Source organism: Devosia elaeis (genome assembly GCF_001650025.1).
Classification (GTDB): domain Bacteria; phylum Pseudomonadota; class Alphaproteobacteria; order Rhizobiales; family Devosiaceae; genus Devosia; species Devosia elaeis.
In genome coordinates this window covers 34,530-60,284 of record NZ_LVVY01000064.1, presented here as the reverse complement: position 1 = coordinate 60,284, position 25,755 = coordinate 34,530, and the positions used below count along the sequence as shown (strand labels likewise).

General features: G+C 65.6%; 22 protein-coding genes. 16 read left to right on the top strand and 6 right to left on the bottom strand.

All coding sequences use genetic code 11. The features are described from left to right. Window positions 1-43: 43 nt before the first annotated feature. The gene (locus tag A3840_RS03855; RefSeq protein WP_067452126.1) at window positions 44-664 is read right to left on the bottom strand and encodes a helix-turn-helix domain-containing protein; all 621 of its coding nucleotides are present in this window, start codon (window positions 662-664) and stop codon (window positions 44-46) included. 196 nt (window positions 665-860) lie between these two features. On the opposite strand from A3840_RS03855, the gene A3840_RS03850 reads away from it, so the two are divergent. After that, entirely contained in the window at window positions 861-2,015 is a 1,155-nt protein-coding gene (locus A3840_RS03850) for a hypothetical protein (protein ID WP_067452124.1), read from the top strand. Between the two features lie 557 nt (window positions 2,016-2,572). Here the strand turns inward: A3840_RS03850 and A3840_RS03845 are convergent. Beyond that, window positions 2,573-3,094: a superoxide dismutase family protein gene (locus tag A3840_RS03845; protein ID WP_067452298.1), complete on the bottom strand. Its 522-nt coding sequence runs from the start codon at window positions 3,092-3,094 to the stop codon at window positions 2,573-2,575. A 134-nt stretch (window positions 3,095-3,228) separates the two neighbouring features. Here A3840_RS03845 and A3840_RS03840 point away from each other — a divergent pair, with 134 nt between their 5' ends. After that, entirely contained in the window at window positions 3,229-5,400 is a 2,172-nt protein-coding gene (locus A3840_RS03840) for an FdhF/YdeP family oxidoreductase (protein WP_067452122.1), read from the top strand. A gap of 210 nt (window positions 5,401-5,610) precedes the next feature. Here the strand turns inward: A3840_RS03840 and A3840_RS03835 are convergent, their stop codons facing one another. After that, window positions 5,611-7,233 carry an alpha-amylase family protein gene (locus A3840_RS03835; RefSeq protein ID WP_067452120.1) on the bottom strand — a complete coding sequence of 541 codons (1,623 nt, stop codon included), beginning with the start codon at window positions 7,231-7,233 and terminating at the stop codon, window positions 5,611-5,613. 128 nt (window positions 7,234-7,361) lie between these two features. Here A3840_RS03835 and ettA point away from each other — a divergent pair, with 128 nt between their 5' ends. From ettA to A3840_RS03800, 7 genes are all read left to right on the top strand, one after another. Next, the gene (gene ettA / locus A3840_RS03830) at window positions 7,362-9,017 is read left to right on the top strand and encodes an energy-dependent translational throttle protein EttA (protein WP_067452118.1); all 1,656 of its coding nucleotides are present in this window, start codon (window positions 7,362-7,364) and stop codon (window positions 9,015-9,017) included. A gap of 158 nt (window positions 9,018-9,175) precedes the next feature. Continuing rightward, a complete protein-coding gene (locus A3840_RS03825; RefSeq protein WP_067452116.1) occupies window positions 9,176-10,081 on the top strand; it encodes a sulfurtransferase in 906 nt (301 codons plus the stop codon). A gap of 152 nt (window positions 10,082-10,233) precedes the next feature. Continuing rightward, window positions 10,234-11,445 (top strand): YeeE/YedE family protein, encoded by a 1,212-nt coding sequence (locus tag A3840_RS03820; RefSeq protein ID WP_067452113.1) that lies wholly within the window; start codon window positions 10,234-10,236, stop codon window positions 11,443-11,445. Further along, window positions 11,442-11,858 (top strand): hypothetical protein, encoded by a 417-nt coding sequence (locus A3840_RS03815; protein ID WP_067452110.1) that lies wholly within the window; start codon window positions 11,442-11,444, stop codon window positions 11,856-11,858. Before A3840_RS03820 ends, A3840_RS03815 begins: the two co-directional genes overlap by 4 nt. Then, window positions 11,858-12,439 (top strand): DUF6969 family protein, encoded by a 582-nt coding sequence (locus A3840_RS03810; RefSeq protein ID WP_067452107.1) that lies wholly within the window; start codon window positions 11,858-11,860, stop codon window positions 12,437-12,439. The genes A3840_RS03815 and A3840_RS03810 overlap by 1 nt, the downstream gene beginning before the upstream one ends. 133 nt (window positions 12,440-12,572) lie before the next feature. Beyond that, window positions 12,573-12,911 carry a hypothetical protein gene (locus A3840_RS03805; RefSeq protein ID WP_067452104.1) on the top strand — a complete coding sequence of 113 codons (339 nt, stop codon included), beginning with the start codon at window positions 12,573-12,575 and terminating at the stop codon, window positions 12,909-12,911. Then, complete coding sequence (locus A3840_RS03800; RefSeq protein ID WP_082903629.1) at window positions 12,908-13,771, top strand: alpha/beta fold hydrolase; 864 nt, start codon at window positions 12,908-12,910, stop codon at window positions 13,769-13,771. Before A3840_RS03805 ends, A3840_RS03800 begins: the two co-directional genes overlap by 4 nt. Before the next feature lie 427 nt (window positions 13,772-14,198). Here A3840_RS03800 and A3840_RS03795 read toward each other — a convergent pair whose 3' ends face one another. After that, window positions 14,199-14,642 carry a host attachment protein gene (locus A3840_RS03795; protein ID WP_067452102.1) on the bottom strand — a complete coding sequence of 148 codons (444 nt, stop codon included), beginning with the start codon at window positions 14,640-14,642 and terminating at the stop codon, window positions 14,199-14,201. Between the two features lie 191 nt (window positions 14,643-14,833). Here A3840_RS03795 and rarD point away from each other — a divergent pair, with 191 nt between their 5' ends. Then, on the top strand, window positions 14,834-15,778 hold the full coding sequence (rarD, locus tag A3840_RS03790; protein ID WP_082903628.1) for an EamA family transporter RarD: 945 nt from the start codon (window positions 14,834-14,836) through the stop codon (window positions 15,776-15,778). Here the strand turns inward: rarD and A3840_RS03785 are convergent. Then, window positions 15,695-16,666, bottom strand: a complete 972-nt coding sequence (locus A3840_RS03785) for a hydrogen peroxide-inducible genes activator (protein ID WP_131798239.1) — start codon at window positions 16,664-16,666, stop codon at window positions 15,695-15,697. The genes rarD and A3840_RS03785 overlap by 84 nt on opposite strands. A gap of 95 nt (window positions 16,667-16,761) precedes the next feature. Here A3840_RS03785 and katG point away from each other — a divergent pair, with 95 nt between their 5' ends. Both katG and A3840_RS03775 read left to right on the top strand, forming a co-directional pair. Continuing rightward, the gene (katG, locus tag A3840_RS03780; RefSeq protein ID WP_067452097.1) at window positions 16,762-18,939 is read left to right on the top strand and encodes a catalase/peroxidase HPI; all 2,178 of its coding nucleotides are present in this window, start codon (window positions 16,762-16,764) and stop codon (window positions 18,937-18,939) included. Window positions 18,940-19,111: 172 nt separating this feature from the next. Further along, entirely contained in the window at window positions 19,112-20,248 is a 1,137-nt protein-coding gene (locus A3840_RS03775; RefSeq protein ID WP_067452094.1) for a DUF2336 domain-containing protein, read from the top strand. A gap of 278 nt (window positions 20,249-20,526) precedes the next feature. Here A3840_RS03775 and A3840_RS03770 read toward each other — a convergent pair whose 3' ends face one another. Beyond that, window positions 20,527-21,765 (bottom strand): mechanosensitive ion channel family protein, encoded by a 1,239-nt coding sequence (locus A3840_RS03770; protein WP_067452092.1) that lies wholly within the window; start codon window positions 21,763-21,765, stop codon window positions 20,527-20,529. 377 nt (window positions 21,766-22,142) lie between these two features. On the opposite strand from A3840_RS03770, the gene A3840_RS03760 reads away from it, so the two are divergent. The 4 genes from A3840_RS03760 to A3840_RS03745 all read left to right on the top strand — a co-directional run bounded on the left by A3840_RS03760 (window position 22,143) and on the right by A3840_RS03745 (window position 25,740). Then, entirely contained in the window at window positions 22,143-23,093 is a 951-nt protein-coding gene (locus A3840_RS03760) for an ArsR/SmtB family transcription factor (protein ID WP_245676541.1), read from the top strand. A gap of 6 nt (window positions 23,094-23,099) precedes the next feature. Then, complete coding sequence (gene metF, locus A3840_RS03755; protein ID WP_067452086.1) at window positions 23,100-23,993, top strand: methylenetetrahydrofolate reductase [NAD(P)H]; 894 nt, start codon at window positions 23,100-23,102, stop codon at window positions 23,991-23,993. A gap of 123 nt (window positions 23,994-24,116) precedes the next feature. After that, entirely contained in the window at window positions 24,117-24,911 is a 795-nt protein-coding gene (locus A3840_RS19835; RefSeq protein ID WP_067452084.1) for a hypothetical protein, read from the top strand. Window positions 24,912-25,032: 121 nt separating this feature from the next. Then, entirely contained in the window at window positions 25,033-25,740 is a 708-nt protein-coding gene (locus tag A3840_RS03745) for a J domain-containing protein (protein WP_067452290.1), read from the top strand. The last annotated feature ends 15 nt before the right edge of the window (window positions 25,741-25,755 follow it).

Below are 25,755 nucleotides of genomic sequence, written 5' to 3'. Positions count from 1 at the left end.
GAGAACCGCAAGACTGGGGATATTACCGCCCGCTATGTGCCGCTCAGGCCTGCCAGAGGGTGAGCCTGTGCCGGTCGGGAGCGTCGGCGGCGATGCGGGTTTCCTCGAAGCGGATATCGCCGGGACGCTCGCAGGGGGCGAAGCGCGGTTCTGCCAGGCAGATGCGCATGCCGGCGACCGAATAGACCACCATGGCCAGCGTCGCGCACCAGGGCTCGCCGTCCTGGGTGAAGGGCAGGGTGACCGTCAGGCCGACCGCGCCCGAGGGCTGTTCGAGAATGGCGACGAAACGGCGCCAGGCCGGCGCGAAGGCCGGATTACGCTCGGGGTCGAGCACCCACTCGAAGCGTTCCAGCGGGTTCGGCGTGCCGCGCAGCGGCCTGCTGCGGGCGATGATGGCGTGGTGCATGTCGATCAGCAGCAGATGCTGGCTGGATTGCTCCACGAAATGGGTCAGCGCCTGCAGGGGATCGGCATCGGCGCCCCAGATCAGGCGGCGGATGGCATCCACATTGTGCGGGCGCGGCAGGTCGCGGCCGCTTTCCCAGCGGCTCACCTGGCTCTGGGTCACGCCGAGGCATTCGGCGATCTCGGCCTGTCCCAGGCGGGCATGGATGCGCCAATCGCGCAGGGCCCGGCAGATGTCGCTTGCATGCTGATGCATCGCAAATCCTTCCCGATGCGGGCGAGGATTGGCGCTTCGGCGAGAAGAGCATAGTTAATCAAATACTTACGTAGCGGATTCAGCCAGTTCACCATTAATGTGAACCAGGATTTCCTCCGGGAAAATCCGCATTCTCTACGTGGAATATTGGTTACCGGGGCCTTCCATACTGGCAGGCAAGACCCTGGAGGACGTGATGCGTGCCCTTGTTCTGCTCTTGGCAATGGTCCTGTTCGCACCCGGCGTCCTGGCGCAATCGCCGCTGGTGCTCGCCAGCAGGGTGGAGAGCGGCTGGACCTCCAATGCGCTGGAAAGCCCGGGCGGCTCGCCCGATTTCTACCTGCGCCACAGCCATGATCTTGCGGTGGGCGGCGTCGTGGGGCCGCTGGCCCTGCGCGGCGGGCTATTGCTGGAACAGCAGGTGTTCCGCACCTATCGCGGCGAGAACGATCTGACGCTGACCGGCGGGGTGGAGGCCGGGCTGCGGCTGGGCGAGGGACTGAGCCTCCGGCTCGGCTATGCGCTGACGCAGGATTGGCAAGGGGAAATGCTCGATCTCGGCCCGGTCCTGCTCAACATAAGCAATCCGGCGCGGGAGCATGAAATGCTGGGCGAGCTGATCGCGGCCGGCGCGGGCCGCGTCGTCACCCTGGGCGTGGATATCCGCCACCGGCAGCCCGGCCCGGCCAGTTTCGAAGGCCTGCCGCTGCCGCCGGAGGTCATCGATCCCGAAATCCGGCAGGTCACGGGGCGGGTGGATGCGGAATGGGCGATCGGTCCGGGCCTGGCCGGCCTCGCGCGCCTGCATTGGATTACCACGGCAGTGCCGGAAGCCGACCGAGAGACCTTCGGGCGCGAACCGGCCAGGATGGCCCGGCTGGCCGCAGGCCTGCGCCTGCGGCAGGACCATTGGTATGCCGAGGCGCAAGGCGGTTTCGATCTCGCCTGGCCGCAGGCCGCGCCGCACCTGCGGCAGGTTCGGCCCTATCTCGATGCCAAGGCCGACCTGGCGGTCACGGAACGTCTGGGGCTCGCGGCCCGCGCACTGGCGGCCATGGAAATGTTCGAGCCGCTCGATGGTGTCGCCAGCCACAGGCTGGAGCTGGATTTCAGCGCCCGCCTCGCCCTGTCCGACCGTGTGGCCTTGTCACTTGGCCTCGGGGCCAGCCGGGAGCAGGGTCTTTACGACGCGCTGCTGGTGTCTAGGAAAACCAGCGTCAATGGCGGCCTGGCCGTGGCAATCGCGCCCGGTCTCGATGCAGAGCTGCGCGCCAGCCATGCCATGGTCGAAGAGCCCGGCGTCGCCTATCCCGTCACCACGCTGGGCCTCACCCTTGGCGGACGGACCTGACGCGATCCCGATCACAAAATTTCATCTCCCGTTTTTGCCGGGAACCCTGTCCGGCCCGCATCGTTCTGCTGACGAACCGCGGAGCCTGGCTCCAGCCGGAACATGGCGGATCGCCAATAGAGCCTCCGCCATCTGGACGGCGGATGCGGGTGAAGGTTGACGCTCCTTTGCCTGATGTCCCCGAAGGGGTGCGAAACTTCGGTTTCGCACCCTGTTTTTTGCCCGCTCAGCCGGCAAAAGGGCAGCAACATGCCTATCAATTATGCAGGTTCAAATTTTGATGCCATTATAGACAGAATCTGCTTGCGCCGGGCCTTGTCCTGCGCTTGATTTCTCGCACAGGAACGGCGCGCTGATGTCGGTCTTGAGCGCCCGGAGCCTTCGGGCGTGACGCTTCCGGCCCGCAACAACGGGCCGAGCGCTGGCTACCCGGCCCGGGCATAAGGGAGCCTGGGCTTTGCCCCGATCCGACGATTCACCGAGGGAACGGCGACGGATCGGGGCGGGTGCCTTGGCATTGTTGACAAGGGAAGGCGGACCAGAGGCCGCCTTTGTCATTATTGGCCGGCGGCCTCGATGACGGCGCAGGCGACCCGGTCGCCCGAATTGCCGGAGGGATCGGTCATCTGGTCGTCGGCGTCGGCATGGATCACCAGGGCCGTGCCGTCGGCGTCGAAGACATAGCCGTCCTCGCCCTCATTGAGCGAAATCCGGTCGGTTTCGAGCGCGATGGGGGTGGTTCCGTCCTCGTCGGTGGTGACATTGGGCAGGTCGCCTGCATGGGCGCCTTCGGGATTTTCCAGCCCGTGCTGATGGTCCATCGGATTGAAATGCGCGCCTGCCGATTCGAACTGGGTCGAGGCATCGCAATCGCCCACCTCATGAAAATGAATGCCGCGTTCGCCCGGCTCGAGGCCGGTGACCTCACCGGAAATCGACACCGAGCCTTCGCCCTGGCTGAGCGTCACCGTGCCGATTTCAGCGCCCTGGGCATCGATGAAGGTGCCCGTCGCCTCCTGGGCGACGGCGGGGGCGGCGAGCAGAATGGAAATGACGGATAATCCGATCAGGCGGTGCATGATCTTCTCCTGCAACGGGGTTGGGGATATGGGCCAACGGCGGCGGGGACCGGACGTTCCGGTCCGGGGCTTCAAATTATCCCTTGTTTCGGGCCGGCGCGCGGCCGAAACTGGCGCCAATCAGGGAGCGAGACTTGGCCGATACCAGCAGCATCGTGGGCGGTGGCCCCAAAAAGGTCCTCTATACCCTCCAGACCATCGGCCGGATGGGCGTGGGCAAGGCCGCCAAGGCGCTGGGCGCCAAGAATACCTGCAAGGCCTGCGCCTATGGCATGGGCGGGCAGAATGGCGGCATGACCAATGAGCTGGGCGAATTCCCCTCGGTCTGCAACAAATCGGTGCAGGCGCAATCCACCGACATCCAGCCGCCCATTCCCCACCCCATCTTCGAGCACAGCATCGCGGACCTGGCCGAGCTGAGCGGCAGGGAAATGGAGCATCTGGGTCGGCTGGGCACGCCGCTGTTCCGCCGCGCCGGTGCCAGCCGTTTTACGCCCATCGACTGGGACACGGCGCTGGAGCATGCCGCCCACCGGCTGGCCGAGACCGATCCGCGGCGCAGTTTTTTCTATTCCTCCGGCCGCTCGTCCAATGAAGCGGGGTTCCTGTTCCAATTGCTGGCGCGGGCCTATGGCACCAACAATGTCAACAATTGCTCCTATTATTGCCATCAGGCGACCAGCGAAGGGCTGGCCACCACGATCGGCAAGGGCACCGCGACGGTCGAGCTCGAAGACCTGACGGGCGCCGACCTGATCTTCGTCATCGGCGCCAATCCCTCGTCGAACCATCCTCGCTTCATCCACATGCTGAAGAATTGCCGCGAGCGGGGCGGGCAGGTCATCGTCATCAATCCGGCCAAGGAGCCGGGCCTGGTCAAATTCGCGGTGCCGAAATCGCCGTCTTCCATGCTCAAGGGCGGCAGCGAGATCGCTTCGGACTATCTCCAGCCGCGCATCGGCTCGGACATCGCCCTGTTCAAGGGCCTGGCCAAGGCGGTGCTGGAGCAGGGCAGGGCGGATATGGATTTCATCGCCGCCCATGGCGCCGGCTTCGAAGCGTTCCGCGCCGATCTCGATGCGTTGGCCTGGGACGAGATCACCGCGCGCTGCGGGCTCTCCCGCGAGGAGATCGGCCGGGTCGCCGCCGCCTATGGCCGGTCCGAAAACGCCGTCTTCGCCTGGGGCATGGGCATGACGCACCATGTCCACGGCACCGCCAATGTCGAGGCCATCGCCAATCTGGCGCTGCTGCGCGGCATGGTGGGCAAGCGCTTTGCCGGCCTCCTGCCGCTGCGGGGGCATTCCAATGTGCAGGGCATCGGCACGATCGGGGTCAAGCCGGTATTGGCGCGCGATGTCCTCACGAAAATGGAAGAAGTCTTCGGCGTCACGTTCCCGCCAGAGAAGGGCCTCGACACCATGGCCTGCCTCACCCAGGCCGAGGCGGGGCAGGTCGATGCGGCGGTGATCATGGGCGGCAATCTCTGGGCGGCGACGCCCGACACCGCGTTTTCCACCCGCGCCATGGCGGCCATCGGCTTCAAGCTCTTCCTCACCACCACGCTCAACCAGGGGCATGTGCATGGCCTGGGCGACGGCGAGGTGATGATCCTGCCGGTCACCGCCCGTGACGAGGAATGGGAACCAACGACGCAGGAATCCATGTTCAATTTCGTCCGCCTTTCCGATGGCGGCATCTCCCGCATCGACAGCGTCCGCCCGGAAAGCTGGATTCTCGGGCAATTGGGCAAGCGCATGCTGCCCCATTCGCCCATCGATTTCGAAGCTTTTTCCGGCCATGCCCGCATTCGCGATGCCATCGCCGCCATCGTGCCGGGCATGGAGGACCTGGCCGATATCGACGTGGCCAAGCGCGAATTCCACATCCGCAACAGGGTGCTGCATGTGCCCGAATTCGGCACGCCGGACGGGCGGGCGCATTTCGTCGTCACCCCTGTGCCGGTCGTCGAGCCCGGCCGGCTCATGCTGGCCTCGGTGCGCAGCGAGGGGCAGTTCAATTCCATCATCTACGAGGAAGAAGATTCCTATCGCGGCAAGGCGGGACGGCGCTCCATCTTCCTCAGCGCCGAGGACATGCGGGCGCGAGGTCTGGTGGAGGGCCAAAGGGTGGTCGTCACCTCCGATGCCGGCATTATGGAGGGGATCGCCACCCTGTTCGACCTGCCGCCCGGCTCCGCGCTGGCCTATTACCCCGAGGCCAATGTCCTGGTCGGCACGGCAGTCGATCCGCGCAGCAAAACCCCGGCGTTCAAATCGGTGCCGGTGCAGGTGGAAGCGGCGTGATGCGCTCTTACGCGGGAAGACTGAACCGGCGCATGGTTTGGAGAGAATGCGTTTTCTCTCCTCCGTCACCACCGGGCTTGTCCCGGTGGTCCATGGGCGGCGCAGCAAGACTGGATTGCCGGGACAAGCCCGGCAATGACGATGGGGGCGGGTCCATAGATCTGTCGAACTCTTGCGTCCTAATGGGCAAAGGAACGACATTGCTGCCGGTTACCGCCGCTCGCGGTCACAACGCAGCCAGCAATAGCCATAGGGCGGCAGGTCCACCGCCTGGCTGGCGGGGAAGGTCTGCAATTCCCCGATGGTGGACAGCATGGGCAGGTAGCGTTCCACCCCCTCGATGGACAATTGAATGGATTTGGAGCGGGCGGTGAAATTGTGCAGGGTGACCACCTTGCCGCCGCGCCATTCCGAGACGAGCACCAGCACGTCGTCATCGCCTACATCGATCAGGCTGGTTTCGCCCCAGCCGATTTCCGGCGCTGAACGGCGATTGCCGATCATGGCGCGGATGGCCTGCAACAGCGAATCCGGCCGGCGGATCTGGTCGGCGACATTGATGGTTCGATAGCCGAACCGGCCGCCGCGCCGGGGCATTTCCGGCATGTCGCTGCCGGCGCGGGAAAAGCCGCCATGGCGTTCATCGGCCCATTGCATGGGCGTGCGCACCGCCTCGCGCTCGGGCAGGGACAGGTCCTCGCCGAGCCCGATTTCCTCTCCGAACCACAGGACGGGTGTGCCGGGCAGGGCGAAGAGCAGCGAATAGGCCAGTTCCAGCCGCTTCTGGTCGCCGTCGAACATGCCGGCCAGCCGTCGCCGCAGCCCGCGATCGTAAATCTGGTGCTCGGGCCTGGGGCCAAAGGCGGCAAAGCATTCCTGCTGCTCCTGCAGGCTCAGCCGCTCGAGGCTCAATTCGTCGTGGCTGCGCAGGAAATTGGCCCATTGCCCGGTGCCGCCGGGCAGTGGCCGGCGCGCAAAGACCTGCCGCAGCGGGGCAGCGCTCTCGCGCGCGAAAGCCAGGATCAGGTGCTGGTTGAGCAGGAAATCGAAGACCATGCTCATCCTGTCGCCCCGGTCGAAGAAATCGTCCGTGCGCTCATAGGTGATGCTGGCTTCTGCAAGGAGCACCGCGCCGGCGCGGCGCCAGGCGAGGAAATCGTGCATGCGGGTCAGCAGGCCGAAATCCTCCTGCCGGCCGCCGCCATCCTTGTCCTCGACCAGGAAGGGCACGGCATCGACCCGGAAGCCGGAGACGCCCAGGGCCAGCCAGAACCCCATGATCTTGAGGATTTCCGCCTGCACTTCGGGATTGGCGGTGTTGAGGTCGGCCTGGTGCGGATAAAACCGATGCAGGTAATAGGCGCCGGCCTTGCGGTCATAGGTCCAGGTGGATTTCTGTACGCCGGGGAAGATGATGCCGTCCGCCGCATCGGCCGGTTTTTCGTCACGCCAGACATACCAGTCGCGGAACGGCGAATCCGGCGAAGTGCGCGCATCCTGGAACCAGGGATGCTCCACCGAGGTGTGGTTGACCACGAGATCGATGATCACCCGCATGCCGCGATCTTCGGCCGCATGCATGAATTCGACGAAATCGCCCAGCGTGCCGTGGCGCGGATCGACGCCGTAATAATCGGTCACGTCATAGCCGTTGTCGCGGTTGGGCGTGGGGAAGAAGGGATTGAGCCAGAGGCAATTGGCGCCGACCCGTTCGAGATAATCCAGCCTGTCCGCCAGGCCCCGGAAATCGCCGACGCCATCGCCGTCGGCATCCATGAATTTCTCGACATCCACGCAATAGATGATGGCGTTCTTGTACCACAGGTCCGACATTGACGCTCCTTCGTCGCTCCTAGGCAACGGAGGCGCGGCCATGTTGTTCCGCCGGGGCGTTGCCCCGGTCTGCGCCATGGCCTACATAGGCGCCAAATCAGCTTACCCCTAGAAGAGGTCTCGACGCCATGGCGCGCCAGTTCATCTATCACATGCACGGAATGTCCAAGGCCTATGCCGGCGGCAAGAAGGTGCTGGATAATATCAACCTCTCCTTCTACCCCGATGCCAAGATCGGCGTGCTCGGCCCCAATGGCTCGGGCAAGTCGACCCTGCTCAAGATCATGGCCGGCATCGATACCGATTTCACCGGCGAGGCCTGGGTGGCCGATGGCGCCCGCGTGGGTTACCTGGCCCAGGAACCCCAGCTCGATCCGGCGCTGAACGTGCTCGGCAACGTCATGATGGGCGTCAAGGAAAAGAAGGACATCGTCGACCGCTACAACGAGTTGATGATGAACTATTCCGACGAGACCGCCGACGAGGCGACCCGCCTGCAGGACATCATCGACGCGCAGAACCTGTGGGATCTCGAATCCCAGGTGGAAGTGGCCATGGAAGCCCTGGGTTGCCCGCCCGGCGATGCCGATGTCACCAATCTGTCCGGCGGTGAAAAGCGCCGCGTCGCGCTCTGCGCGCTGCTGCTCTCCAAGCCGGACCTGCTGCTGCTCGACGAACCGACCAACCATCTCGATGCCGAAACCACGGCCTGGCTGGAGCGGCACCTGCGCGAATTCGACGGCGCGGTGCTGATCATCACCCACGACCGCTATTTCCTCGACAATGTCACCGGCTGGATTCTCGAGCTCGACCGCGGTCGCGGCGTGCCCTATGAGGGCAATTATTCGGCCTATCTCGACGCCAAGGCCAAGCGCTTCGCCCAGGAAAAGAGCGAGGACGCTGCCCGCGCCAAGGTGCTGGAGCGCGAAAAGGAATGGATGGGCCAGTCGCCCCAGGCCCGCCAGGCCAAGTCCAAGGCGCGTATCAAGGCCTATGACGAGCTGGTCAAGCTCAACGAGGCGCGCACCCAGTCGCACACCGCCCAGATCATCATTCCGCCCGGCGAGCGGCTGGGCCAGAACGTCATCACCGTCGAAAATCTCAGCAAGTCCTTCGGCGATCGCCTGTTGATCGACGATCTCAGCTTCAAGCTGCCGCCCGGCGGCATTGTTGGCATCATCGGCCCCAACGGCGCCGGCAAGACCACCTTGTTCAAGATGCTGACGGGCCAGGAAAAGCCCGATAGCGGCAGCGTCACCGTCGCCGAGAACGTACATCTGGGCTATGTCGACCAGAGCCGTGACGCGCTCGACCCGAACAAGACGGTCTGGGAGGAAATCTCCGAGGGCGACGAAGTGCTGATGCTGGGCAAGCGCGAGATGAATTCCCGCGCCTATACCTCGGCCTTCAACTTCAAGGGCGGCGACCAGCAGCAGAAGGTCGGCAATCTTTCGGGTGGCCAGCGGAACCGCGTGCATTTGGCCAAGATGCTCAAGTCGGGCGCCAACGTTCTCCTGCTCGACGAACCGACCAACGACCTCGACACCGAAACCCTGGCCGCGCTCGAGGAAGCGCTAGAGGAATTCGCCGGCTGCGCCGTGATCATCAGCCACGACCGCATGTTCCTCGACCGCCTCGCCACCCACATGCTGGCCTTCGAAGGCGACAGCCATGTCGAATGGTTCGAAGGCAATTTCCAGGACTACGAAGCCGACAAGGTCCGCCGCCTCGGCGCCGATGCGGTGAACCCGAAACGGGCGACATACAAGCCGCTGACGCGGTAAGAGGTGAGGGGGCGATCCGGCGGGTCGCCCCTTTTCCTTTTCAGCGCCTCCGGCGCGCAAATTTTCCCTTGGGCGAACGGATTTTAGGCCGCCGTCCTTCGCTTTACCCGACCGATCCGGTGTAGAAAGCAGGTGAATTCAAATCCGGAGTGCCCGCAATGCGTCTTGCATCGCTCATCGCCGCTGCCGCTTTCGTGGTGGCTTCGCCCGTCCTCGTTCAGGCCCAGGATGTCACCCCGCTGGTGACGGCCGAATGGCTCAAGGCCCATGCGGGCGACGAGAACCTCAAGATCATCGATATCCGCGACAACATCGCCGATACCGACCTGGGCGAGCTGCCCTATATCGCCAATGCCGTCGTGGCGCCCTATGGCTCCTATGGCTGGCGCACCGAGGTCGAAGGCGTGCCGGGGCAGATTCCGGGCGATGCCGAAATCGCCGCGCTGATCGGCGGGCTGGGCATCGATGGCGATGACCATGTGGTGATCGTGCCCTGGGGCACCGATTCCTCCGAATTCGGCGGCGCCACCCGTGTCTACTGGACCTTCAAATATCTCGGCCACGACGCTGTTTCGATCCTTGACGGCGGCTGGCGCCAATACGACGCCGTTGGCGGCGAGCGCGTTGCCGAGGCCGTCGTGCCGGAAGCCGCCACGTTCCCGATCAATGTGCGCCCCGAATATCGCGCCACGACCGCCGATGTCGAGGCGGCCCTGGCCGACGGCACCGCGCTGATCGACGGCCGGCCGGAAGCGCAGTTCCTGGGCCAGTCCAAGAGCCCGGTCGTGCGCATCGAGGGCACCATTCCCGGCGCCCGCAACATTCCGCATTCGAGCTTCTACAGCGCCGATTATGCCAGCTTCGCCCTGCCCGAAACCGTGGCGGCACTGGCCCAGGGCGCAGGCCTGGCCGAGGGCGAGAAGAACATCGTCTTCTGCAATACCGGCCATTGGGCCTCGATCGCCTGGTTCGCGCTGAGCGAGGTGGGTGGCAACAAGAACACCGCCATGTATGACGGCTCCATGGCCGAATGGGCCGCCGACCCGGCCCGCCCGATCCAGTAAGAGCTGCGGGCCATTCCCCACCCTTCGTCACCCTCGGGCTTGACCCGAGGGTGACGAGCGGTGCGGGATCAGAGACAAATATCCCGTTTTGGATGTTGCGCCTTGCGGCAGCAGCATCCAAAACTTTTAAAACACCGGACTTTTCGAGAATCATGAGCGATATTTCCGCATCCGCGCCGAAATTCCTGCCGCCCGCGGCAATGGATCGCGCGCCGCTTTTCGTCGCCGCCGCCTTCCTCTTGGCCGGCTTCGCCTTCATCACCTGGCAGGTCGATCTGCGCCAGGGCGCGCTGTTCCTGATCGGGGGCGGGCTGGGCGTGGCGCTTTATCACGGCTCGTTCGGCTTCACCGGCGGCTGGAAGCGCATGGTGGTGGAAAAGCGCGGCCGTGGCATGCGGGCGCAGATGCTCACCATCGGGGTGGCCGCCCTGGCCATGATCCCGCTGGTCGCGGCCGGCAATATCGGCGGCCAGGCCATGGTCGGCGCCATGGCGCCGGTCGGGGTTTCGGTGCTGTTGGGCGCCGCGATCTTCGGGCTCGGCATGCAATTGGGCGGCGGCTGCGGCTCGGGCACCCTGTTCACCGTGGGCGGCGGCTCCGCCCGCATGCTGGTGACGCTGGCCTTCTTCATCATCGGCGCGGTCATCGGCACGGCGCATCTGCCCTTCTGGCTCGAACAGCCGGCGCTGCCGGCCATGAGCCTGGGCAGCGAGCTGGGCGTCGGCTTCGCCATCGCCGCCACCATTGCGGGCCTGGCGCTCGTGGCGCTGGTCACTGCGCTCATCGAAAAGCGCGTCCATGGCAATATAGAAGCCGAACCGGCCCCGGCGCGCCAGGGCTGGAGCTGGATTTTCTACGGTCCCTGGCCGCTGGTGGGCGCCGGACTGGTGCTGGCCCTGCTCAATATCGCCACTCTGCTCGTGGCCGGCCATCCCTGGTCGATCACCTATGGTTTCGGCCTCTGGGGCGCCAAGATCGCCCAGGCTGTCGGCGTGGACGTGGCAAGCTGGGAATTCTGGACCTGGCCGGCCCAGGCTCAGGCGCTCAATTCCAGCGTCCTGGCCGATACGGTGTCCGTCATGGATTTCGGCCTGGTGCTGGGCGCGGCCCTGGCCGCCGCCATTGCCGGGAAATTCGCGCCCAAGGCCAAGCTGCCGCTGGGCTCGCTGCTGGCCGCCATTATCGGCGGCCTGTTGATGGGCTACGGCGCGCGCCTGTCCTTCGGCTGCAATATCGGGGCGCTGTTCTCCGGCATCGCCACGGGGAGCCTGCACGGCTGGCTCTGGTTCGCCGCCGCCTTTGTCGGCTCCATTGGCGGGGTCTGGCTCCGCCCGGTCTTCGGCCTGGATGGGTTCAAGAAATGAGCGGTCGCAATACGCTTCTCTTCGGCGCCGCGCTTGCCGTCACCACTGCCGCCATCGCCGCAGATCACCTGAACAAGCCGGTGCCGCCGCGCCCGGTCTATGGCAGCACGACCGCCAGTGCCGGCGCGTCGCCTTGCGCTGCCGCGCCCTGTGCGGCCGGCGCGGTGAGCGCACCTTGCGCCGCCGGCGCGCCCCTGGCGCCCTGTGCCGCGGGCGCTCCCGCCGCGCCGGCCAAGGCGCCGCCGCCTCCGCCCCCCGCGCAACGCCCGGCCGAGCCGCAAAAGCTCGCGCCCCCGCCGCCGCCGGCACAGCGGCCGGCCGCCGAAGCTGCGCCGCAATTGCAGCCGCCTCCGCCCGCGCCGCTGGCCAAGCCGGAAGGCGAGGAGGCTCCGGACCTGGTGGTGCCGTCCTGATGTCCGGAGAGCGCGAACGGGCCCTGGCCGAAATCGCCATCTGCGAGGCCGTCCTGGCCAAGGGCGGGCTCAACGTGCTCTCCGAAACTTTCGCGGGCGTCGATCAGATCGCCGCCTGGGATCATTATCCGGCCGGCGACGTCTTCGACCCGGCCAGCAATGCGCAATGGTTCTATCATTGCCATCCGGCCGAGGCGGGCGCAGCCGAGCACGGCCATTTCCATTGCTTCCTGCGGCCCGAGGGGCCGGGCGGGCCCATCCACCACCTGGCCGCCATCGGCGTGGACGGGCAGGGTCAATTGCTGCGCCTCTTCACGGTCAATCAATGGGTGGTGGGGGACGACTGGGCCGATGCGGAAACCAGCATCGCCCTCTTGCCCCGCTTCGACATGCAGATGCCGCGCCCGTCCTATCTGGTCAATCGCTGGCTCACCGCCATTTTCGCCGCCTATCACGACGAGATCGCCCATCTGATCCGCGAGCGCGACCGGGTTCTCGCCGCCCATCGCCCGCCAGAGGGCATTGCCACCCGCGCCGACCGCGATCTCGAAGTCACCTCCGAATTCTTCCCGCGCCGCTGATAGCGGGTCCATCCCGCCCTTTACCAAGTCTCCACCGCCGCCCGTGAAAAGCCGTTGGGTTCGCTGGACTTTCTGCGATAAGCTGTACAAAACGGGGATAAGGCCCGATCGGGTTCGCGTTCTGGGGGAATGCATGAAGATTTTTGTGACGGGGGCGGTATTGCTGGCTGGCCTCGCCCTCGCCGGTCCGGCCCATGCCGCGCCGGGACAATGTTCATTCACCGGCTATGGCAGCTTCGCGTGCGATGTCACCGCCGATGGCGGCGGCATCACCTTCGCGCTGCCCGATGGGCAGGTCTTCGTCTTCGCCCATGTCGCCGATGGCGAGGGCATTGGCTATATCGGCGCCGCCGAACCCGGCCCGGGCAGCTTTCCGCAGGATCTGGGCACGTTCCGGCCCGTTCCCGACGAGGCGGGCTGCTGGCAGGGTGGACAGGACGGTACTAGGTTCTGCGCGGCGTTGCTGCAGTGACAATTGAAGACGGGCATGCCGCCACGCCCTTTTCCGTGCGGAGCGGCGGCGCCGTTCTGGTTGGGCTGGAACAGGGCGAAGGCCTCCCCGTCATCTTCCTCCATGCCGGGGTCGGCGACAAGCGCATGTGGCTGGACCAGATGCGGGAGGTGGCCGATGCCGGCTGGCATGCCATCGCCTATGACCGGCGCGGCTATGGCGAAACCGAAAGCCCCGACGAGACTTTCAATCACCTCGACGATCTCGAAGCGCTGCTCGATGCGCGCGATATCCATGCGGCGCTTTTCGTCGGCTGCTCGCTGGGTGGCGGTTTGGCGCTGGACTTCGCCCTGCGCCATCCGGGCCGGGTGATTGGCCTCGTTTTGATCGGCACCTCGGTCACCGGTGCGCCCTGGAGCGTCACGGCCGACGAACAGGCCGTGGAAATGGCCGGCGACGATGCCTGGGAGCGGGGCGACCGGGACCTGCTCAACCGCGTCGAAGCTCATGCCTGGCTCGATGGCCCGCGCGCCCAGAGCGTCCGCGTCGGCGGCGCGGCGCGGGCGCTCTTTCTCGATATGAACGGCAATGCCCTCGCCAAGCCGGCGCTGAACGGCGAGGAAGAACGGCCCGAGGCCTGGTCCCGCATTGAGGCAATCGCCGCGCCCAGCCTGCTCATCGTGGGCAGCGAGGATTTTTCAGCCATTATCGAGCGGCACGAAACCCTCTCGGAAACCATGCCCAATGCCTTCGCGGTGCTGCTCGACGGCGTCGCCCACCTGCCCAGCATCGAGCGCCCCGACCTCGTCAATTCCCTGTTGCTGCAATTCCTCGACGCTTTCGATGGCGAGGATGAGGACGATGAAGACGACGAGGACTGAACCTCCCCGTCCACCGCTCGTCACCCTCGGGTCAGTCCCCCCTTGAGCGGAAGAAATGAGGGAGGAGGTCCATCAATGGACAGCCGAACCACCCCACCCACGGATCGTCACCTCGGGCTCGACCCGAGGGCGTTTGCGGTACACCCAGAAACAAAGAACCCTCGGGTCGAACCCACTGCCAGCTGCGAAGGTGCAGGTAATCGAACCAAAGGGGGAGGGGGTAGGAACCAATGGCTCACCTCCCGATTCAATGCCTTCGCACGTCGAGTCAGCTGCTTGCCAAACTGATTCAATGCGTTGGCAGTTTGATTCCTCTTTTTCGCTCAACCCTTTGATTGCAAAAGCTATTGTGCCGTCTTTTCGGTCCTCGTTACCACCGGGCCTGGCTCGGTGGTCCATCCAGTCTCACGGCCAATGACGAGAGGTGCTAAACCGCGATAATCCCGTCCAGGTGCTTGGCCAATTGCGGCGTCGGCAGGTTGGTCAGGTCCTTGTCGAGTTCGGCGACGATGGCCTTCCTGACGTGGTCGGACAGTACCTTGCGCAATTGGCCGAGCGCGATGGGAGCTGCAGCCACGATCAGCCGGTCGAAGGCGCCGGCCTTGGCCTTTTCGTCCAGCGCGCCGGCAATGTTGCGCACGAATTCGGCCTCGCGGTGCTGCGCCGGATCGGTCTTGGGCTCCATGGCGGAGCGCCCGACCGTCGAATGGGCGCGGCCGGGCCTGTCGGTGTCGATGTCCTGCGATTGCAGCGGGGGAATGGACCAGTCGAGCCCCTTCACATTGGCCAGGCCCTTGCCGGGACCGGTATGTTCAAGCACACGGGCCTGGGTGCCGTCGGCGATCAGAATCCAGGTGGTGGTCTTCTTCATTTGCTGCTCCTCGCATTGGGGATGGGCTCGGGCATGGTTGCAGGCATGCCTCGGGGCCAAACGTCCGACCGAGTCAAAAGGTTGTCCTCGCCCATCACCAATGCAAGGCGCGCGGATCACAAAGTCTGATTTGTCGCATTCGCTTCCGGCTGCTAGATGGGGAAGGCGCCCGTCGTGGCGCGGAGATATCCATGACCCTGCCCGAGCAATCGCCCGAAATCGCCCGTCCCGTGGCGTCCACGCCCCATGCCGATGCCGGCGAGACCCGCAGGGGCGTGATCGCGGCGCTGGCCGCCTATCTGCTCTGGGGCTTCCTGCCCATCCTGTTCCGCCTGCTGGAAGCGGCCGGCGCGGTGCTGATCGTGGCCGAGCGGACCGTGTGGTCGCTGGTGCTGCTGGCTGGGGTGCTTTTCGTGGTGAAAGGCTTTCCGGAGGTTCGCAGCCTGCTCGCCGATTGGCGCAAGATGCGCATTATCGCGCTTTCGGCGCTGCTGCTGGTCGGCAATTGGCTGCTCTATGTCTGGGCGGTGGAAACGGGACAGGTGCTGGAGGCCAGTTTCGGCTATTTCATCAATCCGCTGGTCAATGTCGCCATCGGCATGATCTTTCTCGGCGAGCGGCAGAACCGGTTGCAGACCATCGCCATCGTCATTGCCGCCATCGCCATTCTCATCCAGGCAGCGGGCCTGGGCAATGTGCCCTATGTCGCGCTGGGCCTGGCCTTTTCCTTTGGCTTCTATGGCTTCATCCGCAAGACGGCGCAGGCCGGCCCAGCCACGGGCCTGTTTGCCGAAACCCTGGTCGTCGCCCCCTTCGCCATGGCCTATATCGTCTTCGACATCGCCACCAATGGCCCCGGGGCCCATGCCGACCCGACAATGATGCTGCTGCTGGTGCTCACCGGGCCGGCCACGGCGGTGCCGCTCCTGCTCTTTGCCTATGGCGTGCGGCGGCTGCGTCTCACCACGATCGGCATGTTCCAATATCTGGCGCCGTCCATCCAGTTCCTGGTGGCGATCCTGCTGTTCGGCGAGCAGCTCAATTCCCTGCGGCTATTGAGCTTCGTGCTCATCTGGCTGTCGCTGGTGGTCTTCAGCTATGACAGTTTCCGCCAGCGCCGGGCGCGCCTGGCTTGATTTTCGCGCCGCGCGGATAACCGTTGCAATGCGTTCGAACGTGGCGCCATAGGGCGTGGCGTCGCGCCAGACCAGCCGCAATTGGCGGCCCGCCTCGGGGTCGTCGAGCCTGTGCAGGGCGATGCGAGGATCGCTGCCTTCCTTGCGCAGCGCGATCTCGGGCAGCAGGGTGACCCCCTGGCCGTTGGCGACGAATTCCACGATGGTCGAGAGCGAAGTGGCCGCGAAGGTCCGAGCGCTGCGGTCGGCGTCCAGACGGCAGGCGGAAATGGTCTGGTCGCGGAAGCAATGGCCCTCGTCCAAGAGCAGGATGCGCTCGGGCGCCAGGGCCGAAAGCGAGACCGGCTGTGCCGTCGGCTCGCCACGCGGCGTGGCCAGCACGAAGGGATCGTCGAAGAGCGGGGAGACCGCCAGTTTCGGCCCGTTCAGCGGCAATTCGGTGGCGATGAGGGCGATGTCGAGGCTGCCGTCCCTGAGGCCGTCCAAAAGGGTTTCGGTGCGGCTTTCGCTGATGGCGAAGCGCAGCTCCGGCAGGGCATCGGTCAGCGCCGGAAAGATCGTGGGCAGCAGATAGGGCGCCACGGTGGGGATCAGGCCGAAGCGGAGCGGCCGCCTGGGCCTGCCGTTGTTGCTGAGCACGAAAGTGTCGAGCGCCTCGGCGCTGCGGACGGTCTCTCGCGCCAGGGCCAGGAAGTCCTGTCCGAACGGGGTCAATTGCACGCCCGACTTGAGCCGGTCGAACAGGGGCGTGCCGCAATGGGCCTCCAGCGCCAGGATTTGCTGGGACAAGGCCGGCTGCGAGACGGCGCAAGCTTCCGCCGCCCGCCCGAAGTGGCCGGTTCGGGCCACGGCCAGGGCGTAGCGCATCTGTTTGAGGGTAATGCTCACGATAATTTTTTCCTATCACTGGCTCAAGAATTATCGATTGGCCTAATGATTGTCACCCCCCTATAAGGCCGCTGACATATCTTTGGAGGCCCCTCATGACCGATCCGAATCCCAAGTCCGAAGCCGGCAAGTGCCCGTTCCCGCATGGCGGCGGCAGCAAGAACCGCGATTGGTGGCCCGAGGCGCTGGACGTGCAGGTGCTGCACACCAATTCTTCCCTGTCCGACCCGCTGGGGCCGGATTTCGACTATGCCGAGGCGTTCAAGTCGCTGGACCTGGCCGCGGTCAAGGCGGACCTCGCCGCGCTTATGACCGATTCCCAGGATTGGTGGCCGGCCGATTTCGGCCATTATGGCGGCCTGTTCATCCGCATGGCCTGGCATAGCGCCGGCACCTATCGCATCACCGATGGCCGTGGCGGCGCCGGCATGGGCCAACAGCGTTTCGCCCCGCTCAATTCCTGGCCGGACAATGTCAATCTGGACAAGGCGCGCCGCCTGATCTGGCCGATCAAGCAGAAATACGGCAATGCAATTTCCTGGGCCGACCTGATGATCCTCACCGGCAACGTGGCGCTGGAAACCATGGGCTTCAAGACCTTCGGTTTCGCCGGCGGCCGCGCCGATGTATGGGAGCCCGAGGAGCTGTACTGGGGTCCGGAAGGCACCTGGCTGGGCGACAGCCGCTATAGCGGCGAGCGCCAGCTCGAGGAGCCGCTGGCGGCCGTGCAGATGGGCCTGATCTACGTCAATCCCGAAGGCCCGAACGGCGATCCCGATCCGATCGCGGCGGCGCGCGATATCCGCGAGACCTTCCGCCGCATGGCGATGAACGACGAGGAAACCGTGGCGCTGATCGCCGGCGGCCATACCTTCGGCAAGACCCACGGCGCGGGCGATCCCTCGCTGATCGCGGCGGCCCCGGAAGGCGCCGATATCGAGAACCAGGGCCTGGGCTGGAAGAGCGGCTACAATAGCGGGCTGGGCGCCGACACGATCGGCTCGGGCCTCGAGGTCACCTGGACCACGACCCCCACCAAGTGGGGCACCAATTTCTTCTGGAACCTGTTCGGCTATGAATGGGAGCTGGAGCAGAGCCCGGCCGGGGCCAAGCAATGGCGCGCCAAGGGCGCCGGCGCCACCATTCCGGACGCTTTCGATCCGGAAAAGCGCCATGTGCCGCGCATGCTCACCACCGACCTGTCACTGCGCTTCGACCCGGTCTATGAAAAGATTTCCCGTCGCTTCATGGAAAATCCGGACCAGTTCGCGGACGCCTTTGCCCGCGCCTGGTTCAAGCTGACCCACCGCGACATGGGCCCCAAGGTCCGCTATCTCGGGCCCGAGGTTCCGGCCGAGGACCTGATCTGGCAGGACGTCATCCCGGCGGTCGATCACCCGCTGGTGGATGACGCCGATATCGCGGCGCTCAAGGGCAAGATCCTGGATTCGGGCCTCTCGGTTGCCGAGCTGGTCGGAACGGCCTGGGCGTCGGCCTCCACCTTCCGCAAGTCGGACAAGCGCGGCGGCGCCAATGGTGCGCGCATCCGCCTCGCCCCGCAGAAGGATTGGGAAGTCAACAAGCCCGAGCAATTGGCCAAGGTGCTTTCGGCGCTCGAAGCCATCCAGGCCGAGTTCAATGCAGCCGCGAGCGGCGGCAAGAAGGTATCGCTGGCCGATCTGATCGTGCTGGCCGGTGGCGCCGCCATCGAGAAGGCGGCCCGCGATGGCGGGCAGGAAGTCGTCATGCCCTTCACGCCCGGCCGCATGGATGCCTCGGCGGAACAGACCGACGTGGACTCCTTCGCCGCGCTGCAGCCGCGCGCCGATGCCTTCCGCAATTATCTCAGCGGCCGGCAATTCATGAAGCCGGAAGAGGCCATGGTGGACAAGGCGCAGCTTCTCGGCCTGACCGGACCGGAGCTGACCGTGCTGCTGGGCGGCCTGCGTGTCCTCAAGATCGGCGTCAACGATCATGGCGTGTTCACGGATCGCCCCGAGACGCTGACCAATGACTTCTTCACGAACCTGCTGACCATGGACATCGTCTGGCAGCCCAAGGCGGGCGAAGAGGGTGTCTATGAGGGTCGTGACCGCAAGAGCGGCGAGATCCGCTGGACCGGCACGCGCATCGACCTCATCTTCGGCTCGCATTCGCAATTGCGTGCCGTTGCCGAGGTCTATGGCCAGGCCGACAGCCCGGCCCGGTTCACGAAGGATTTCGTGGCGGCCTGGACCAAGGTGATGAACGCCGATCGCTTCGATCTCCGCTAGGATTTCCACAAGATCGAACGAGGCCCCGGAGCACAGTCTCCGGGGCCTTTTTCATGGCCGGCGGGCCGATGGCTACAATTTGATTCAAATCCCCCGCGCCACCTTCAGGTCCCGCAAGACGTTCCCGGGCAAGCTGGTGGAACTGTGCGGCAGAAGCCGGGAGAGACCACCAATGACCGACGCCATGACCGACCTGGACGAAGGCCATCGCGCATTCGCGAATTTTCGCGTGCTCAACGGCGACGACAATCAGACCGAGCGCGAGCAATTGTTCCGCAACATGGCGCGGCTGTTCAGCTTCGTGTCCGATCGCTGCGACGACGAGCAGGTGGCCCAATATGACGAGGTCCTGTGCCAGCTCGCCGAATTGGTCGAGCTCGAGGCCCGCGTGCATGTCGCCAAGCTGCTGGCGCCGCTGGACCGCGCGCCGGGCACGGTGGTGCTGAAGCTCGCCAATGACGATATCGAGGTGGCCCGCCCGCTGCTGGAATTTTCCAGCGTGCTGAGCGACGACGATCTCATCGACATCATCGCCAAGCAATCCGAGGGCCATCGCCTGGCCATTGCCAGCCGCGCCGGGCTCAATGAGCGCGTCGGCGAAGCCATTGTCGAGCATGGCGAGAAGGCCTCCGTGGTGCAATTGGTGCGCAATAGCCGCGCCGAGCTGGATCGCGCGACGCTGGAAAAGCTGGTCGAGCGCGCCGCCAAGGATGCCGAAATCGCCGCCGACCTGCGGGGCCGTGCCGATATCGACTGGAAATCGCTGCGCGGCGAGATCGACGAAGTCGCCGGCAAGGTGCTGGAATCCCTGGGCGAGGTCGAGCGCCGCTTCGACCCGGTCGCTGCCGGTAAGGTCAATACCGTCGTCTATAACCGCATCCGCAACCGGGCCGGTTTCAGCGCCCAGGAATGGAAAGTCGCCTATAACCAGGTCAAGGGCCTGGCCGACCGCAAGCAGCTCGATGACCGCGCCCTGGCCCGGTTCGCCCGCTTCGGCTATGGGCACCATGCCGCCGCCGCCATGGCGGTGATCCTGAGCGTTTCGCCCGAAGTGGTGGTCAAGTGGCTCGCCAGCCAGGATTACGTGGCGGTCACCGTCGCCCTGCGCGCCGCCCGGCTCAGCCCCGACCTGTTCGAGGCCATCGTGGCGACTCTGCCCTGGCGCGACCTGCCGAGCGAAGCCGACAAGAGCATGGTCCTGTCGCGTTTCGAGGCGCTGGACAGCGAGGACGCCCGGAACATCTTCGAACTCTGGCGCGCCCATTCCTTCCGCAAGCGCGCCATGACCGAAGACCGGCAGACGGCCTGAGAGTCACGCGGAAATGCCAGCGCCACTACGCGTGTGGCAATTAGGTCGTTTCACCATCGAGCTGAAACAACTATCCCCATCATCGTCACCACCGGGCCATCCTTGGGCTTGACCCGAGGACCCGGTGGTCCATGCCTGCGGCAAGATGGATTGCCGGGACAGGCCCCGCAATGACGGCAAATTGGGTGAAAGCGTCTGCCGTTTCAGTCGATGAAACGCTCTAGCTTTCGGCGCGCCCGACCTCGTGGTTCGACAAGCTCACCATGAGGCTCTGGAGATCACGCCGGACCCCCACTCTCACCAACTGCACCAATCCGCTGCATGTCGTGTCCCGCCGGGTTCTGGAACACGCGCAGGTCGAATTCGCTCAGCACGCCATAGAGATGGTCGAAAATATCGGCCTGGATGCCCTCGTAATCGACCCAGGCCACGGTGTCGGTAAAGGCATAGAGCTCGATCGGCAGGCCGTCAGGGCCGGGCGCCAATTGCCGGACCATGATGGTCATGCCCTGATGGATATGGGGATGGTTGCGCAGATAGGCCTCGGCATAGGCGCGGAAAGTGCCGATATTGGTGGAGCGCCTGGTATTGGCCGATATCTTGGCCCGCTCGCCGAGCCCGGCATTCCATTCCGACTGCTCTTCGCGCTTTTTCAGCAGGTAATGCTCCAGCAGGCCGATGGCCTGCAGCCGGTCCAACTCGTCCTGGCTGAGGAAGCGGATGCTGCTCTGGTCGATATGGATGGCCCGCTTGATGCGGCGGCCGCCCGATTCCTGCATGCCGCGCCAATTGATGAACGGCTCGGTCACGAGCTTGCGGATCGGCACGGTGGTGATGGTCTTGTCCCAGTTCTGCACCTTGACCGTGTGCAGTTCGATGGCGATGACGGCGCCATCGGCTCTCTGGCCGGGTATCTCCACCCAGTCGCCGACGCGCACCATGTCGGTGGACGAAATCTGGATGCCGGCCACCAGGGCCAGCAAGGTGTCCTGGAACACCAGGATCAGCACGGCGGCCATGGCGCCCAGGCCCGACAGCAGGATCAGGGGCGATTGATCGAGCAGGGTGGCCAGCATCAGCAGCGCCGCCACCACATAGATGGCGATCTTGAAGACCTGGATATAGCCCTTCATCGGGCGAAGCCGGGCCTGGGGCCGGCGGTGATAGATGACGTCGATGACGTTGAAGCTGGCGCTCACCGCCATGGCCACGGTCAGGATGATCGTGGCATTGGCCACGTTGCGCACGACGATGACCAGGAATTCGGGCAGGTTGGGCACCAGCGCGATCCCGGCCGAAACCACCAGGGCGGGCATCACATTGGCCAGCCGCTCGATGACGCCATGGCGGCGCAATTCGGCGTCCTTGCCATAGGCCGTATAGGACACCAGCCGATTGACCAGCCGCAGCAGCAGGACCTTGACCACGAAATTGGCGAACAGCGCCGCCAGGGCCAGCAGCACCAGCGCCATGGCGGTTCCGATCAACGGATAGGTCTCGATCAGCTCGGTCGGCATGGCTCTCCTTCTGGCCCCCGGTCAAATGCTCCACGCGGCGCATCGGGGGATGCGGCCAGGTCGGCTCCGGTGTGGGGATTGGCTGGTTGACGAAAAGACTTTGTCCGCCGCGCCTAACACGATTTTCCGCATGGCTCAAATCGGGGGGGGCTCCATCGCCTCCCTCCCCCTTGAGGGGAGGGCCGGGGTGGGGGTTCTGGAGGTGCAGCGTACTCGCATGGTTGTGGCGATTGCTGATAGGCCCGAACCCCCACCCTCATTCCCTCCCCTCAAGGGGGAGGGAGGCGCCTCCCCTAAACCGATCGCAAGAACGGGCTGGACCTCGCGCGCGAATTGCATATAAAGATATCTTTATATCCGAGGGCGCGATGGGCGGTTTGAACAAACTTGTCGGGGTGTTGAAGGCAGCGGGCGAAAGCACGCGCCTGCGCCTGCTCGCGCTTCTGGCCGATGGGGATCACTCGGTCAAGGATCTCACCGAAATTCTGGACCAGAGCCAGCCGCGCGTCTCGCGCCATCTCAAGCTCCTGGCCGATGCGGGCCTGGTGGAGCGGCATGCCGAGGGCGCATGGGCCTATTACCGGCTGGCGCCGAACGGGCAGGGGGCCGATCTGGCGCGCTGGCTGACGGCGCGGGTCGATCCGGCCGATCCCGAGCGCCGCCGCGACAAGGCCCGCCAGGCCGAGGCGCGGGCGGCGCAGCAGGCCTTGGCGGGCGATTATTTCGCCAAGGTGGCCGAAAGCTGGGATCTGCTGAAAACCCTGCACGTGCCCGAAGCGGCGGTGGAAGCGGCCATCCTGGCCGAGCTGGGCGGGCGCAGCGTCGATTTCCTGGTCGATCTGGGCACCGGCACCGGCCGCATGCTGGAAGTGCTGGCGCCGGCCTACAAGCACGGGATCGGCATCGATTCCAGCCGCGAAATGCTGGCCGTGGCGCGCTCGCGCCTCGCCGCGTCCGGCCTGACGCATGCCCAGGTGCGCCTGGGCGATATCGGCGCGCTGGACCCCGCCATCGGGCCGGCCGATGTCATCGTCATCCACCAGGTGCTGCATTATTTCGACGATCCGGGCCGGATGCTGGCGCAGGCGCGACGCCTGCTCAAGCCGGGCGGGGAAATCCTCATCGTGGATTTCGCGCCGCACGACCTCGAATTCCTGCGCAGCGAGCATGCCCATCGGCGGCTCGGCCTGTCGCCGAAGCAGATGAATGGCTGGGCCGCTCTGGCGGGGCTCGACGTGCTCGCCATGCGCGAATTTCCCAGCGATACCAAGGATCGCGGCCTGACGGTCTGCCTCTGGCACCTCGGCGACCGCAACAGAACGGACTAGACCATTATGCTCGACGACAATCTCCGCGCCAGCCGACTGACCGCCGGCCAGCGCCCGGACCTGCAGCTTTCCTTCGAATTCTTCCCGCCCAAGACCGACGCGATGGAAGAGCGCTTCTGGGAGAGCATCCAGAAGCTGGCGCCTTTGCATCCGCGTTTCGTCTCCGTCACCTATGGCGCGGGCGGCTCCACGCGCGAGCGCACGCTGCGCATGGTGAGCCGCATCAAGTCCGATACCGGCGTGCCGGCCGCGGCCCATCTCACCTGCGTGGGCGCCACCCGCGATGAAGTCGATGAGGTCGTGCGGGGCTATCAGGCCGCCGGGGTGTCCCGCATCGTGGCCCTGCGCGGCGATCCGCCGGAAGGCGTCGGCCAGCCCTTCACGCCTCATCCCGAGGGCTATCAGAATGCCGCCGATCTCGTGGCGGGCATCCGCAGGATCGGCGATTTCGACATTTCCGTCGCCGCCTATCCCGAAAAACACCCCCAGAGCGCCGATTGGGATGCCGATATCGATAATTTGAAGCGCAAGCTCGATGCCGGGGCCGACCGGGCCATCACGCAGATGTTCTTCAGCAATGCCGATTACCTGCGCTATCTCGAGCGGGCGCGCCGGGCCGGGGTCACGGCGCCCATCGTGCCGGGCATTCAGCCGATCCATTCCTTCAAGCAGATTTCGGGCTTCGCCGCCCGCTGCGGCGCCTCCATCCCGGCCTGGCTTGCCGAGCGTTTCGAAGGACTTGAGGACGATCCGGAGACCCATGCGCTGGTGGCCGCGGCGGTCGCCGCCGAGCAGGTGACCGAGCTGCTCGACGAGGGCGTGACCGAGTTCCACTTCTATACGCTCAACCGCTCGAACCTGGTTCTGGCGCTGGCGCGGCTGCTCGGCCGGCGGCCCTGAAGGCGTCCCGTTCATCGCCAGTTCAGGCGCGCGGCGCGATATTTGCCGCGCGCCTTTCCATATTCTGGCCATGAACAGGGGCATGTTCGCCCCAAAAGGGCACATGCCTTCGGAACCAAGCCTATGCAATTCGATCGTCGCCGCATCACCAATGGACTGGCCTGGGCCGGGGCCGCGTTGATCGTGGCCATTCCCACGGCCGACCTGATCGCCAGGCAATTCGCCTCCGCGCCCGAGCCGCAAGTGGCCGTGGTGCAGGAAGAGCCCGAGGAAGCCGCGGCCGAGCGCCCGGAGCCGGCCGCTCCTGCCCCCGCCGCCGAGGCCGAGGCGCCGCCGCCTGCCGAAGAGCCGGTGCGCACCGCCGCAGCCGCGACATCGGACGGCGATGCGGTGGATGCCTATCTGCAATCGGGCCGGCCCCTGCCGAGCTATATCAGCAATGGCGACACGCCCGCCGCACCGGCTCCCGCCACGCCGGCTCCGGCTCCACGTCCGGCCGCAAGCCCGCCATCTCCCGCGGTGACGCCGCAGCCTGCGCCCGCGGCCCCGACCCAGCCGCCGGTGACGCCGCCCGTCGCCTCGCCGACCAGGACCGTCACCTTCCCGACCCCGGTTTCCGAGCGTCCCGCTTCGGTGGCCTCGAGGCCGCCGGCACCCGTCATCAATCCCCAGCCGACGGTGAACCAGCCGCCGCTGATCGTCGACAATCCGGCCCCGGTCGTTACCGCCCAGGAGCTCGAGGATTGGGAATCCGGCCCGCTTTCCGAATTCCTGGCCAATCGCCGCGGGCAGGGCAGTCCGCCGCCCAGCGATTACGATGCCGGCGGGTTCTGGCTCGACCAGGGCCCCGGCTCCGGGCCCAATCGGCCTTATCCCCCCGCCTATGGCGACACCTATTATTATCCGTTCGGCCAATAGGGCAGGGCGGCCATGCGGCCGGGGGCATGGACCCCAATCGTGCCAGGCGCTAGTCTGAGGGCCAAGCAGGAGAAGTCCCGACATGTTGTGCTGCGTCCGCAAGGCTGAGGAAAACCGGGATGTGTGGCAGCATTTCACGCAGTTTCTCGGCTCGTTCTCGGCGCGCACCGGGCTTGCCGGCAAGGTCGCCGACATTCTGGACCCCGATACCTGGCTGCCCGGCGGGCGCGACGCCGCCTTCACCCTGGCGCTGATCGCCCTTTCGGCCAAGATGGCGGTGGCCGATGGCGCGGTGACGGCGTCGGAAGTGCGCGCCTTCAACGCCACGGTGGAGATCGCCAAGGGGCAGGAACCGCAGGTGGAAAAGCTGTTCAACCTGGCCAAGCAGGACGTGGCCGGCTACGAGGCCTATGCCCGCAAGGTGGCCCGGTTCTTCGCCGATACGCCCGAAACGCTGGAACATGTGCTCGACGGGCTGTTCTTCATCGCCACGGCCGATGGCCTGGTGCACGAGGCCGAGCTCGAATACCTGCGCGAGGTCAGCGTCATTTTCGGCTTCGACGAGGCCCGCTTCGAGCAGATCGCGTCCCAGCATGTGATGCTGGATGACGATGTCGATCCCTATACGGTGCTCGGCCTGTCCCACGATGCCCCGCCCGAGGAAGTGCGCCGGGTCTACCGGCTCCTCGTGGCCGAGCATCACCCCGACCGGCTGATCGCCAAGGGCGTGCCGGAAGACCTGATCGACATGGCGACGGCCCGCATGTCGGCCATCAACCTCGCCTATCAGGCCATTACCCGGCCCCGGCCGCAGCCGCTGCTCACTTGACGGCGGCTTGCGCCT